This window comes from Candidatus Krumholzibacteriia bacterium (genome assembly GCA_035268685.1).
Lineage (GTDB): Bacteria > Krumholzibacteriota > Krumholzibacteriia > JAJRXK01 > JAJRXK01 > JAJRXK01.
In genome coordinates this window covers 23,203-37,240 of sequence record DATFKK010000043.1, presented here as the reverse complement: position 1 = coordinate 37,240, position 14,038 = coordinate 23,203, and the positions used below count along the sequence as shown (strand labels likewise).

Annotated in this window: 8 protein-coding genes; 7 read left to right on the top strand and 1 reads right to left on the bottom strand. The window is 69.6% G+C overall.

Features of this window, described 5'->3' with window-relative positions:
* The coding region (locus VKA86_04890) for a hypothetical protein (GenBank protein HKK70532.1) at positions 1–306 on the top strand (306 nt) is incomplete at its 5' end.
* Between the two features lie 3 nt (positions 307–309).
* Here the strand turns inward: VKA86_04890 and rlmN are convergent.
* A complete protein-coding gene (gene rlmN / locus VKA86_04885) occupies positions 310–1,389 on the bottom strand; it encodes a 23S rRNA (adenine(2503)-C(2))-methyltransferase RlmN (GenBank protein HKK70531.1) in 1,080 nt (359 codons plus the stop codon).
* Between the two features lie 88 nt (positions 1,390–1,477).
* Here rlmN and VKA86_04880 point away from each other — a divergent pair, with 88 nt between their 5' ends.
* From VKA86_04880 to VKA86_04855, 6 genes are all read left to right on the top strand, one after another.
* Positions 1,478–2,899, top strand: coding sequence for a sigma-54 dependent transcriptional regulator (locus tag VKA86_04880; GenBank protein HKK70530.1), 1,422 nt, complete (start codon positions 1,478–1,480; stop codon positions 2,897–2,899).
* Positions 2,900–3,083: 184 nt separating this feature from the next.
* Entirely contained in the window at positions 3,084–3,395 is a 312-nt protein-coding gene (locus VKA86_04875) for a hypothetical protein (protein ID HKK70529.1), read from the top strand.
* Between the two features lie 315 nt (positions 3,396–3,710).
* The gene (locus tag VKA86_04870) at positions 3,711–6,584 is read left to right on the top strand and encodes a sigma 54-interacting transcriptional regulator (GenBank protein ID HKK70528.1); all 2,874 of its coding nucleotides are present in this window, start codon (positions 3,711–3,713) and stop codon (positions 6,582–6,584) included.
* Positions 6,585–7,503: 919 nt separating this feature from the next.
* Positions 7,504–8,442, top strand: coding sequence for a hypothetical protein (locus VKA86_04865; GenBank protein HKK70527.1), 939 nt, complete (start codon positions 7,504–7,506; stop codon positions 8,440–8,442).
* Positions 8,439–10,211: a DUF4384 domain-containing protein gene (locus VKA86_04860; GenBank protein ID HKK70526.1), complete on the top strand. Its 1,773-nt coding sequence runs from the start codon at positions 8,439–8,441 to the stop codon at positions 10,209–10,211. The genes VKA86_04865 and VKA86_04860 overlap by 4 nt, the downstream gene beginning before the upstream one ends.
* Positions 10,212–10,535: 324 nt before the next feature.
* Positions 10,536–13,928, top strand: coding sequence for a T9SS type A sorting domain-containing protein (locus VKA86_04855; protein HKK70525.1), 3,393 nt, complete (start codon positions 10,536–10,538; stop codon positions 13,926–13,928).
* Positions 13,929–14,038: the final 110 nt, after the last annotated feature.

Below are 14,038 nucleotides of genomic sequence, written 5' to 3'. Positions count from 1 at the left end.
TGCCACGTGGTCGGCGAACGTCTGTTGACGATGCACTCGGGAGCGGGGCAGGGGCACCGCGCCTGGCAGGCCGCTCTGCTCGGCATGGTCGTGCTCGAGATCCCCGCGCTCGTCTCCCTGGCCTTCGCCTCGACCGATCCGGGGACCGGGGCCGCCGTGGCCTTCCGTGCCCTCGACTTCCTGCTCAAGTACGCGGCCCTGTCGGTCGGGATCGGTGCAATGGTGGCCACGCGGGGTGGGGCCGAGGACGGCGAACCGACTCCGGAGCCCGACGTGAGCCTCGCCCTGCCCGCCCGCGGCGACTGACGCTCAGCGCCGGCGCGCCACCGCTGGTCCGCGCGGAGCACCGTCGGGCCGCCGTTCCTGACGACGGACCAGTTGACCGCAGGCCGCATCGACCTCGCGTCCCTGACTGTCGCGCACGGTGGCCACCACGCCGCCGCGCCAGAGCACGTCGGCCATGGCGTCGATGCTCGAGAGGTCGGGCCGCCCGCCCTCGAAGTCGTGGATGGGATTGAGCGGGATGAGGTTGACCTTGAAGGGACCCGTCCGCGCGAGCGACAGCAGGCGCTCGGCCTCGTCGACGGTGTCGTTGCGACCGGCGATGATCGCGCACTCCAGCGTGACCTTCCGCTTCACGCGGCGGCCGTGGTCGGCGGCGACGGCGAGCAATTCGTCGAGCGGGACCCGTCCGGCCACGGGCATGAGGCGCTCGCGCTCCTCGGGATCGCCGGTCGTGAGCGAGACGGCCAATCCGACGGGTCGGCCCCAGTCCGACAGACGCCGGATGCCGTCGACGAGCCCCGACGTGCTCACGGTGATCCGCCGCGCCGACAGCCCGATGGCTTCGGGATCCATGAGGATCTCCAGGGCGGGCAGCAAGGCGTCGAGGTTGTCGAGAGGTTCGCCCATGCCCATGAACACGAGGTTCGGATGGGTCGATTCGGGGAACAGGCGCTGGAGGGCCAGGACCTGTCCGACGATCTCGCCGGGCGAGAGCTGGCGTACGATTCCCATGCGACCGGTGGCGCAGAACACGCAGGCCATGCGGCAGCCCACCTGGCTCGACAGACAGTACGTGGTGCGGCCGGTGGGGCGCGGCATGGCCACGCTCTCGATCCGGGCCCCGTCGTGCAGTTCGAAGAGAAGCTTGGCGGTCCCGTCGGGCGACACCGAACGTTCCACGGGTTCCAGACGCGGAAGACCGTACGCCGCGTCGAGTTCCTCGCGCAGCGCACGAGGGAGGTTGGTGGCGTCCCGGAGGCTCGCGATGCGACGGCCGTAGATCCACTGCGCCAGCTGACGGCCGCGGTAGCGCGGCTGTCCGTGGGCCACGGCGAGCTCCTGGAGCTCGCGCGGGCTCATGCCGACCAGGGTGTTTCGCTTCATCGTGCTGTCGCGCTTTCTTGACAGGATCGCGGCCGGAGCGGGAAGGTTCCGCCCGGCCCACCCACGATATAGACGAGGTCGACCTCGCATGCCCGAATCCACGCGGACGAATCCCGGACCCCCGGACACACCGGTGCGCGGCCGCGTGCTGGTGGCCGACGACGAGGCGGCCATCCGCCAGAGTGTCGGCATGCACCTCCGTTACGAGGACTACGCCGTCGACGAGGCCGACAGTGGCGAGGCCGCGCTTTCCCGCCTGGCCAAGGGAGGCGTCGACGTCCTGCTGCTCGACGTGAAGATGCCCGGCATGGACGGTTTCGAGGTCATGCAGCGCATGCAGGAGGACGGAGTCGACGTTCCCGTAGTCGTGATCTCCGGCCACGATGCCGTCGAGAACGCCGTCGAGGCGATCCGCCGCGGCGCCCACGACTTCCTCGAGAAGCCCTTCGGCCGTGAGCAGCTGGTGGTCCGGGTGGCCCGGGCCCTCGAGCACGGCCGGCTGCAGCGTGCGCACCGCGAACTGCACGAGACCTCGGGATGGAGCGCCGACCTGATCGGCGACAGCGCGGCCATGGAGCGCGTGAAGGAGCTGGTGGCGAAGGTGGCCCCGACGCCGGCCCGGGTCCTGGTGACCGGGGAGAACGGCACGGGCAAGGAGCTCGTGGCGCGGGCCATCCACGCGGGGAGCGAACGCGCGGGCGGCCCCTTCGTCGAGGTCAACTGCGCCGCGATCCCCGAGGAGCTCATCGAGAGCGAACTCTTCGGTCACGAGAAGGGTTCGTTCACGGGGGCCGGTCAACGACGGATCGGCAAGTTCGAACGAGCACACGGTGGCACGCTGTTCCTCGACGAGATCGGCGACATGAGCCCGGCGGCGCAGGCCAAGGTCCTGCGCGCGCTCGAGGACAACCGCTTCGAGCGCGTCGGCGGGCAGGACCTCATCGAGGTCGACGTCCGCGTGATCGCGGCCACCAACCGCGACCTGCAGGAGCCGGAGTTGCGGTTCCGCCAGGACCTCTTCTTCCGGCTGAACGTCATCTCGATCCACGTGCCACCCCTGCGCGATCGGCCCGAGGACGTGCCGGTGCTCTTCGATCACTTCCTCGAGGTGGGCGCACGCGAGATGAAGCAGCCTCGCAAGGCGGTGGACGAGGACGTCATGGAGCGCCTGCAGCGCTATGCGTGGCCGGGCAACGTGCGGGAGTTGCGGAACCTGGCCGAGCGCCTGGCGATCGTTTCGCCTGGCGAAGTGATTCGGGTCATGGATCTCCCACCCACGCTGGGTGGGGGTGGCGTGGCGCGCAGGGGGGCCGAGTTCCTCGACGCGCCGACCTTCCAGGACTTCAAGGCGGCCAGCGAGGCCGCGTATCTGCAGGCCAAGCTGCACGAGAACGGCTACAACGTGTCGAAGACGGCCGAGACGCTCGAGATGCAGCGGAGCAACCTGTACAAGAAGATCCAGCGCTACGGGCTGCGAACCAGCCCGGACGACTCGTCCCCGGGCCGTTGACATCGTCGGGACGGTGGACGTACGTTGAACATCCAGACCGGACGGAACGTCGACGGGATCGCGCTCCCGGGGCCCCCTCTCCCTGTACAGCGCCCACTCGCCCCGCGATCCAGGAGGCCCGTCCGGTACGGGAAGCGGCTTGGTCTGCCGCCACCCCTGTCCTGTCACGAGGAGCACGGTCAACATGAAGAGCCGCGTTTTGGTGGTCATGGCTCTGGTTCTGGGTCTGGCGCTCGGAGGGGCGATGGTCACGCCGGCAGCGGCCGACGTCGACGACTTCGCGTGGTCGATGTCGGGCAAGTCGGCGGTTTCCCCGCCGGGTAGCGGGTCCGACGACGGGTCCGACGGTCCTCCGGTCGACACGGAAGGTGACCCCGAGAACTGGTTGGGCGGTCAGAACCGCCCGGCCGACGACACGTCCGGCGACGATCCCTGGGTCTTCGCGGACTGGTTCGCCGACCTGATCCGAATTCTCACCTTCGGTTGGTTCCGCTAGGAGCTCCGCAGTGCGTGTTTCGCCGACACGCGCGACGAGCTCCCGGAATTCCCGGAGCGTGCCTCGGCTACCTTGAACCCCTTCTCGCCCAAGGGACGCCCAATGGATGGATTCCGCGACGGGGACGACAGGCGGCGACCCACACCGCCTCGACCCCGTGCCGAGAACGATCCGACCACGTCGTCGGCCCGACTCGAAGAAGTCGGGGATCTCCACTTCCACGCGGCGGCGTATTCCTCCGCCGTGGACTACTACCGCTCGGCATTGAGGGGGCGGCGGCCGGACGGCGTCGCGAGCGCCGAGGTCGGCCTTCGCGTGAAGCTGGCCGACTGTCACCGTCTACAGGGTGCCTTCGACGAGGCCGCGCGCGAACTCGAGCTGGCGCGCGGGAACACGTCCTCCGACGATGACGTCGGACGGGCGATCGTCGAAGTGCGCCTGGCGCGTGTGCGCCAGAGTCAGGGCCGATTCGTCGAAGCCCGTGACCTGGCCCTGCAGGCCTTCGGAGTCCTCTCGATCACCGATCGGCATGCCGACGTCGGATCGGCCCAGATCGTCCTCGGGATCGCCCATGCCTGCACCGGACGCGTACAGAAGGCCCAGGAGTTCTTCGAGGACGCGCTCGGGACCTTCCGCCGCATCGACGACGCCGTCTCGCAGGCGCACGTCTTCAACAACCTGGCGCTGCTGGCGAAGCGGGCCTGTCGATGGACTCGGGCCCTGCAGCTCTACGAGCGCGCCGAGGAGCTCTTCCACGCGCACGGTGCGACCTACGAGTGTGACGTCCTCCTCCTGAACAAGGCCGTCCTGTACCGCAAGATGGGACAGCGCGCCGAGGCCCGTGCCACGGCCGTCCGGGGCATCGCGCGCGCACGCAGCCGCGGCGACCAGGCGGACCTCACGCGGCTCCTGCTCCTCAGCGGCCAGCTCGACATCGAGGACCGACGCTTCGTCGAAGCGGAGCGGGCTCTCCTCGAGTCGAAGGTCCTGGCCGAGCGCCAGGAGATGATTCGCGAGATGGCGCTCGCCGACGAGTTCCTCGGTGATCTCATGCGCGCGAGCGAGCGCTTCGCCGAGGCGGCGGCCAACTACGATCTGGCGATCGAGCGCGCGCGAGCGTTGAGCGACGAGAACGACATCGTCGCCGAGGTGCGTCGGCGGCAGGCCGAGCTGGCCCTCGACCTGGGGCGCTCCGAGCAGGCGATCGAGATCGCCGAAGAAGGGCTCGCCGTGGCCTCTCGCGTGGGCGAGGACTTCGAGCGAGGCTTCTTGTGCCGGGCTCTGGCCCGTGCACACGCGCTCTCGGGCGAAACGGACACGGCCGTCGAGTCGTTCCGCCGTGCCATCGATGCCTTCGGGGACCACCGCCTGACGGCGGAGGCAGCGCAGACCCTGCGCGAACTCGCGGAGCTGCACCTGCGCCGCGGTTCGTCCGAGGACGCCCTGCTCGCCCGGGCGCGGCTCCAGGAGGCTCTGCGGCTGCGCGACACCGAGGGTGACGTCGACGCCGTGTCGCTCCACCTGGCCCTGGCCCGCGCGGAGCTCGCTCTGGATCACCACGACGAGGCGATGATCGCCCTCTTCGAACTCGAGCGTCTCGCCGGCGGGGACGCGGGCGAGGCCGTGCGGGCGGCCGAGATCCTCCGTCGCGAGATCGAGGACGGCATGACCCGCCGCGTGGATCGTGAGCGGGCATCGCTGAGCGATCTCGTCGACCTTCCGGACCACGTATCGGGGCTGTCGGCCGCCACCGATTCCGGGCGAGCGTCGTTGCAGCGTCTGCTCGACGCGTCGGCCGAGCAGCTCGGTGCCGAGCGGGGTGCCCTGGCCCTGGTGAGCGAGCGTGGGCGCACCGACGTCCTGGCGACGCGATCCGTGCCGAGCGTGACGGCGCGCGAACTCTGCGCCCGTGCCCATGCCCTGCTCCGGCGCGAACACGCTCCCGCGGCCCGCGTGTGGAGCGACATGGAACACGATCCCGACTGGAGCGAGGCCTTCGGGACCCGACGCGGACCCCTGGCGAGCGCCGTGGCCTTCCCGCTGGTCGATCGCGGATCCGAAGATCCGTCGATCGCCGGTGTCCTGTACTTCGATGCTCCGGCTGCCGCGGAGCGCCTGTTGCCCTTCGACGCCGAGGCCCTCGCCGTCGTGTCGACGACCGTGGGCGTTCTCTACGGTGAGCTCTCCCGGCCGTCCGGTGATTCGCGGCCGAACACGGACGGCGGTCCGGCGTCGAGGGTGGTCACGGGGAGTGCGTGCGTCGAAGAGGTCCTGGGGCTCTGTTCGAAGGTCGCCCCGAGTCCCTACACCGTCCTCCTCAGTGGCGAGACGGGGACGGGCAAGGGCCTGTTGGCCCAGGTGATCCACGAACTCAGCCCGCGCCACGGCGAGCCCCTGATCTCGGTCAACTGTGCCGCGATTCCCGAGACGCTGCTGGAGAGCGAGCTCTTCGGTCACGTCCGCGGTGCCTTCACCGGGGCCGAACGGGACGAGGAGGGTCTGATCGCGTCGGCCGACGGCGGGACCCTGTTCCTCGACGAGGTCGGCAAGATGCCGGTCACCATGCAGGCGAAGCTCCTGCACTTCCTCGACGATCGTCAGGTGCGGCCGGTCGGCGGTCGCAAGGCCCGCGTGGTCGACGTGCGGGTGGTGTGCGCGACCAAGCGCGATCTGCGCCGCATGGTCGAGCAGGGTGATTTCCTCGAGGACCTCTACTACCGGCTCATGGACTTCCCCATCGAGGTTCCGCCTCTGCGCGATCGGGGAGGCGACGTCCTGCTGCTGGCCGACACCTTCCTCCGCAGGACCTGTGAGGAACTGGGGCGTCCGGTGCCACGCATGACCCGGTCCGCGGCGCAGCGGCTCGACGCCCATCGGTGGCCGGGAAACGTGCGTGAGCTGGAGAAGGCGATCCGACGGGCATTGATCCTGGCCGCCGACGACGAGCGTCTCAGGGACCAGCACCTGCCCCCGGAGGTCCGTGCGGCAGGGGATGGTGTGGTCGACGAACGCGAGCGGACCTCGATGCGTCCGCTCCGTGAGCAGATCGCGGAACTCGAACGCCGCGCGATCCAGACCGCACTCGACGAGTCGGGCTGGAACCGTTCGGAAGCGGCGCGTCGGCTCAAGGTGAGCTATCCGACGCTCCTGCAGAAGATCCGCATCTTCGGGCTATCGCCGGATTCCTGATCGCCTCTACTCTGTAAAGATTCTTTATGATCACGCAACCCCTTGCATTGCATGGGGTTGTGCCATTTCTGCGCGGTGTGGTTGTGAACTCGCTTCACAGTCGGCGAGACCCCGTGGGGAGCTCGTCGGGATGCTGTTCGGCCGGGTGTCGTAACCTGTTCAATTACAATGGTTTGTGGATTCACATCTGCCGTTGCTCCCATGGCACGAAGGGTGCTCTTCCGGGACCGTGATCGGTCACTGGCAGTCGTGATCCGATCGTCCAGTCGGGCTTCGGCCCGATCGACTCGGGGGGAGTGGGGAGATCGACCTCTCCGCTCACCGGCTGAACGAGGAGCTTTTCCGAAGTGGGGTCTCCGATCGATCGTCCGGAAGGTGGGGTTCCGGGGGAGCAATCGGCGGCATGAGTGAAAAGCACGGCTCTTCCCCGTCCTCCTGAGTCGCTTCGCGGCGAGAATCCGACCGCTCCGCAGGGACCGCGCCTGGACCACGGGAGATGGCGAGACTTCCGTGGACCGCGAAGGGCAGGGTCCCGTCACGGGGCGGGAGGGAACTTGGCGCTACGGGCCGCACTCCGGTGCGGCCCGTTCTCGTATTCCCTCGCGTCTTCCCTCGCCCCGGTCGCGGCGCCGACGCTCGATGGCAGCCGGGCCACGTCCCCAGTCGGGGACAAGTCCCTGTCCCCCCGTGACGACGGACGGGCCGCGATGTCCCCTGGAGGACACTCGACGTCGCCCCCGACACCGTCGTGACACATCCGTACCTCGTTCGTCCACAGGGGATTCCGCGTGCCGTCGGTCCGCGGGCCGATGGCTGTTCGGGGCACCCGTCCGTATCCTGGGACTGGCACGCGGGGTGCGTTGTACCAATCGACGGCGCCCGATCCCCGGCGTCGCGCCGTCACTGGAGGTGAGGCCCGATGTCGTCCAGGAGTGCGAATCCGATCCATCGTCGCTGGAAGCCAGCTCGGCTGGCTCCACTGCTGATCGTCGCGGGTCTGGTCCTGATGGCCGGTTGCGACGACGACGACTCTCCCGAGTTCGTGGACGTGACGCCGCCGGCGATTCCCAACGGGGTCTTCTCGATCACCGGGGACCAGGCCGTCTTCCTCACGTGGAACCCGAACCGCGAAGACGATCTCGCCGGGTACCGGGTGTGGGTGAACGAGGACCTGAGCGAGACCTTCGACGAACTCGCCGTACTGGCGCCGTTCGAGGAGGGCGTCTACCAGGACAACGGCACACCCGAAGACGTTTCCGACGACTTCCTGCGCTTCGAGGACTTCCCGCTCGTCAACGGCGTCTTCTACTCGTACGCGGTGAGTGCCTTCGACGACGCCGGCAACGAGAGTGACCTGAGCTTCGAGCTGGTGATCGACGTGCCGCGCCCCGAGGGCGAGGCGGTCGTCTTCTTCCGCGATGCCGACGCCACCCGCGCGGGCTTCGACTTCAGCGACGGGGTGAGTCAGGGGCAGGCCTTCGACGACGCGTCGACCGACGTCTACTTCGAACGCGACGGGCAGGGCGTGCCCTTCCTGGTCGTTCCGAACGATCGCGTGCGCGTCCAGGATTTCGGCTTCGTCGGCTTCGACGTGGCCAGTTTCGCCCCCACGACGGGGTATTCGGCCACGGGACGTGTCGAGGCGATCCCGGGCCACACCTACATCTTCCGGATCGCGCAGGGCCCGGGTGACTTCGGCGCCGACGACAACTACGCCAAGTTCGAGATCCTCGACATGACCGCCGACGACGCCGGCATCTTCTGGGGTTACCAGGAAGTCGACGGCGAGCGTGAGCTGCGTCCGGCGGGCGACCGGCCCGACACGGACGGGGTTCCGACCGAAGGAGGGGCGCGATGAACACCATGCGCACGATCGTGACCGCCGCGGCGCTGGCGCTGCTGCTGCCGCCCGCCGCCGGGGCGCAGGGACCCGAGTCCACCGCCGGCGATCGCTGGGTGCAGGGCGCATCGGTCGACCAGGTCTACGAGGACCTCGAGGCGCCCGCGCGCGACATCCGCGTGCAGCTCTGGCACGAGCGGACCGAGGACGAACGGCCGTACCGCCGTGGCGAGCCCTACGAGATGTACTTCCGCACGAACGGCGATTCCTACGTCGTGGTCTACCGTATCGACGTCGACGGTTACGTCGAGGTCCTGTGGCCGACATCGCGTTACGACGACGGTTTCGTCTACGGCAACCACACCTACACCCTGCCGCGTCCGGGCAGCCCGGTGCGGCTGACCGCAGGCGAACGCAAGGGTGTCGAGTACGTGCAGGTGATCGCCAGTGAGGTGCCCTTCGACCTGCGCGGCCTGGCCGTCGACTTCCGCTTCGACCTCGGTGACGAGCGCGGCTACGACTACCGGATCGCCGGTGATCCCTTCCTCGCGGTGAACGACATCAACTACGCGATCACCGGTCTCGAGGAGGACGTCGACTACGTGGTGACGGACTGGGCGCACCTGTACGTCGAATCGCAGGTCGATCATGCCCGCTACACCTGCACCCAGTGCCACGGTGGGGGCGATGCAACGGCCACGACGGAGTCCGTGCATCCCTACGTCGACGAGTGCACGACGATCAACGTCTACTCCGACTGGGGCTGGCAGCGACGCTGGCGGGTGAGCTTCGGTTGGTACCCGCTGTACTACGAGCCGGCCTACTACTACTGGGACCCCTACTACGGGCGTCCCTACTGGTTCTCGTACTACCCGGTCTACTACTCGTGGCCGAGCTATCCCGTCTACGCACGGCCCCATGCATGGTACGCGTGGCACGACTCCCCGTGGTACGGCGGGGACTTCCGGGTCCGCTACAGCAAGGGATCCGTGAACACGCACACGCTCTACGACTTCGACGGTCCCAAGCGCCGCACGCGGCGCGTACCGGGTCTGGGCGACGTCGCGTCGGGCAACGCGCCGGTGAGCATCGCTGCCGTCCGGCAGCGGGAGAACGTACGGAGTCGTGTCGAGGCGAGTGAGTTGGTGCGTGACCGCGCGCCGACGCGTGAGCGGGCCGAGCTCGCACCCCGTGGTCGCGATCGGAACGAACGGCCGGCGCGCACGGGTCTGCGCGAGGACCGGGGGCCGAGGAACGAGCGGCGCCTGACGAGCCTCGCTCCCGATCGATCCCGTGGCGAGAGATCACGCTCGAGCATGGAGCGCTCCGGGGTCGCGCCACCGCGCGACCGCAGTGGCGATCGCGGCACGCGCACCGAGCGTCGCTGGACGCGGCCGGTGATCCGCAACGAGGGTGGTTCTTCGGGCCGGGCAGCCGATCGGAGCCGGATCCGGGAGGACCGGGACCGACCGACACGGCGTGCACCGTCGAACGTCGAACGCAGCCGTCCCTCGCGTCCGGAACGGAACGTCGAGCGCAACCGCCCGACGCGACCCGAGCGCAACGTGGAACGCAACCGTCCGAGTCGACCCGAGCGCAAGGTGGAGCGCGAGCGTCCCCGCCGACCCGAGCGCAAGGTCGAGCGCAGCCGCCCGTCGCGCCCGAGCCGTGAGCGGGCCGCGCCCCAGCGGTCGACGCCGACGCGGCGGAGTGAACCCTCGCGCAACCGTGGCGGCGGTGGGTCGTCGCGCTCGCGCGAACGAGGAGGAGGTGGCGGTCGCGGTTGACGCACCGTCACGCGAAGACGAGATCGGATCGGCCCGGTCAACGGGCAGCGTCGTCGGCCTCTCCGACATGGTTGGCAGCCGGTAGCGGGAGAAGTCGGTGGCGTTGGTCCGATCTCGACGGGGAAGGGGAACGAAGGGCCGGACTCAGTCGATCAGGGGCGACGATGGAGGGCCCGAGTTCCCCTTCCCGACCTTCGAGCGGCCCCGACCGCGGTTGACCGTGGTTCGGGGCCGTTCCTATACTGCCGCGCCCTCTCCCGATCCGTATCGTCCGGGGCCGCCGCGCGGGCGGCGACGGAAGCCAGCGACGGAGATCCGCCTTCCATGAACCTCCCGATCCCTTCGCGCGCGTCGCTGGTCCGCGTCCTGCTGCTGGCTTCGCTCGTCCTCGCCGGCGGACGGGCGCAGGCGGCGATCCCCGAAACGCGTTCCCATCCGTCGATCCCGGAGCGGATCCGTGCGGTCCGCGAGGCGCTGCCCGCGAAGCCGCCGCTGCGCTTCGACGCAGGGATCGCGTTGGCCCGCCGCGCGGCCCCGACGTCGCTGTCGATGCTCGTGGTCGGATGCGACTTCGCCGACAGTCTCATGGTCGGCCGGGACCGGTCGGACTTCCCGGGTTGGCCCGAGGGGCGTCGCGGCTCGCAGGTGATCCCACCGGCGACGCCGGACGATCCCTACGGCGGGACCCCGATCTTCGCCGCCCACGACTCCACCTACTTCGATCTGCAGATGCAGCGGGTCGACGACTACTTCCGGACGGTGAGCTTCGGTCGGCTCGACCTGCAGTGGGACGTGCACGGCGACATCGTGAACCTGCCCGAGGGCATGGGCTACTACGGGGACGACGACAGCTCGAGCGTGCGGGCGGTTCGCATGGCGAAGCAGGTCGTCGCGGCGATCGACGACGACGTCGACTTCTCGTCCTACGACACCCTGGTGTTGATCCACGCCGGCGCCGGCCAGGAGACCGACGTGAACGGCGACAGCCCGGCGCAGATCTTCAGCAACTATCTCGACGTTCGCGACTTCGAGAACGCGGTCGAGGCCGACTACCTCGAACAGGCCTTCGTCCCGAGCGACGAAGCCGCGATCGAGCACGTGCTGGTGCTGCCCGAGGCCCAGGCCCAGGACCCACCCGAGAGCAACGGCCTGGCGGGCTTCTTCGACGTGCGTGGGGTCTACGCCTTCGAGATCGGGCTGCGTCTGGGGATGCTCAGTCTGCCCGACTTCACGCCTTCGAGTTTCCCCGACAGTCAGGGGATCGGGAACTTCGGTCTGATGGGCTTCGGACTGTTCACGGGTCTGTCGACGGTGCCGTCGGCACCGAGCGCGATGAACCGCTACCTGATGGGATGGGTCGATCCGGTCGACGTGACCGTCGACGCGGATCTGCGGATCGGGGCCATGGATTCGGTCGGTGCGGCCGTCAGTGACACGCTGCTCGTGCGCGTCCCGATCAACGAACGCGAGTACTGGCTCGTCGAGTACAGACTGCAGGATCCCGACGGGGACCTGTTCTACTCGTTCCCGGGCAAGACTCCCGAAGGCGGAGGCAACGGCAACAACGTGCCCGATTACTTCGACGCCGACAGCGCGCGCGGAGACGGCACGCCGACCTCGACCTTCGATCCTGCCACCGACACCTGGGAGGACGAACTCGGTGCCGAGTGGGACTGGTTCATGAGCGAGAACTCCGCTCGCACGCCCGACGGTTGCCAACGGGCCGGAGGCAGCGGGTTGTACATCTGGCACGTGGACGAGCGTGTGATCCAGGACGCGGTGCTCGCGGGGACGAACACGATCAACTCCGACGCCACCCGCAAGGGCGTGGACGTCGAGGAGGCCGACGGGATCCAGGACCTCGACTCCCTCGCCGGTGGCCTGTACCTGCTCGGTTCCGACGACGACGCCTGGCGGGGCGAGGGGGCCACAGAGTTCGGTCCCGATACGCTGCCGGACACCCGGACGAACGACGGCCTGAGGACCGGGGTCCGCATGTTCGACGTGTCGACGGTCGTGCAGGACTCGCTGCCGAAGTTCGAGTTCCAGGGCCAGTTGTTCTGCAGTGGGTTCGTCTACCACCGGGCCATGACCTTCTCGGTGGAATTCGATGCGGCGAGCGACGGACCGCGTGAACTCGGCCGGGCCCGCACGGTCGGACTGGCGCCGGACTTCGACCTGCGCGCGGCCGACCTCGGGACCTCGGCGGCCGACCGGAGCCCCGACGGTGTGCCCGAACTCGTGGCCGCGGCCGACGCGGGGCGCGTGCTCGCGTGGCGCAACGGGGTCGAGCCCTTCGGCATCACCCCGGCCTGGGTCACGCTCCCGGCGAGCGACGGTCCGCGGGGCGCGCCCGCGGTGGTCGACGTCGACGGAGACGATCGACTCGACGTGGTGGTCGTCGGCGAGAGCGCCCTGCAGGCGGCGGGGATCGCCGACCCGACCCTGGTGAGCGGAGCGGTCGGCCGCGGCGTGAGTGCCTTCCTGGCCACACCGTCGGAGTCGGGCATCGCCGGCCTGGGGGCCTTCGTCCGATCCGGGGGGACGGGAACCGAGCTCGTCGGCCTCGGCCCGGCCGCACCGGACCCGACGGCGGCCGTGCTCTGGACGGCGGAGGACCGTCTCGACGAGGCGGTGTTCGTGACGACCGACGTCGCGTGGGTGGTGGGGGTCCGGCGGGACTCGACCGCGACGACCCTGCTGACCTTCGACGTCGAAGGCGAGGTCCGCCGCCGGTCGACGCTCGACGCGGGTGTGATGCCGCGGACGCTCGCCCCGGTCGTCTTCGGCGACGGTTCTCCGGCGGTGACCTGGGTCGACGGCGAGGGCCGTCTGCACCTCACGGCGGCCGTGGATCCTGCCGCGGTTCCTGCGCGGAGTTCGCTGGAAGCCGGTCTCCCGGCTTCTGCCCCGGCGGTGGCCCGCGCGAGCGACGGCGGACCGACGGTGCTGGCGGTCACGCTCGGGGGCGCGCTGCACGTCTTCGATCGCAATCTCCGCTCGCTACCCGGCTTCCCGTACAGGCCCGAACGCGGCGGTGTCGAGCCGCCGGTGGGCAGCCGCGCGGTCGCCCCGGTGCTGGTCGACCTCGATGCCGACGGCACCGCCGAGGTCCTGTGGCACGAGCCCGCGGGGTCGGTGCACGCCGTCGACCTCCAGGGCCGCGTGGTCCCCGGGTGGCCGGTCGCGGGTCCGGCCGAACCGGTGTCGACGCCGGTCGTGGCCGACCTCGACGGGGACGGTGACCTCGACCTGGCCGTGATCGGACGCTTCGAGCGCCTGGACTCGATCGATGCTCCCGCGCGCGACGTCGAGACGACGATCACCGGCGACCTCCGGGTCTTCGACCTCGACGTCCCGGTCTCCGCCTACGCGCCCTGGACGCAAGGGGGCAACGGCGTGGACAACTTCACCCGGGCCCGGCTCGAGCCCGCGAGCGGATCCTTCGGTGCCGATCCCGGGCTGGTCGTGTATCCCAATCCCACGGTCGACGGCCGCTTCCGTGTCCGGATGCGGGTGGACCGCTTCGCGACGGTCACGGTGACCGTCTACTCGCTCGAAGGACAGGAAGTCGTGTCCGTCGGGCCGGTGGCGACGCCGGCCGGGGCCTTCTTCGAGGAGGAGATCGAACTCGGGGACGTGGCCGCGGGCATGTACCTGTGTGCGGTCGAGACCGAGCACGGCGAGGAACGCGCCGTGCTGACGGTGGTCCGATGAACTTCCGCGCGGCATTTGAAGGCCGGCACGCGGCCTGCGTATACTCACGGGGCGGCCCCTGTCGACCCCCCTCCGAAACGGCGCCGGTCGCGGCGCACACCGGGAGATCC

Coding starts and splice junctions, on each gene's coding strand:
- VKA86_04865 (HKK70527.1), top strand. CDS start 7,504: ATGTCGTCCAGGAGTGCGAATCCGATCCATCGTCGCTGGAAGCCAGCT.
- VKA86_04855 (HKK70525.1), top strand. CDS start 10,536: ATGAACCTCCCGATCCCTTCGCGCGCGTCGCTGGTCCGCGTCCTGCTG.
- VKA86_04875 (HKK70529.1), top strand. CDS start 3,084: ATGAAGAGCCGCGTTTTGGTGGTCATGGCTCTGGTTCTGGGTCTGGCG.
- VKA86_04860 (HKK70526.1), top strand. CDS start 8,439: ATGAACACCATGCGCACGATCGTGACCGCCGCGGCGCTGGCGCTGCTG.
- VKA86_04880 (HKK70530.1), top strand. CDS start 1,478: ATGCCCGAATCCACGCGGACGAATCCCGGACCCCCGGACACACCGGTG.
- rlmN (HKK70531.1), bottom strand. CDS start 1,389: ATGAAGCGAAACACCCTGGTCGGCATGAGCCCGCGCGAGCTCCAGGAG.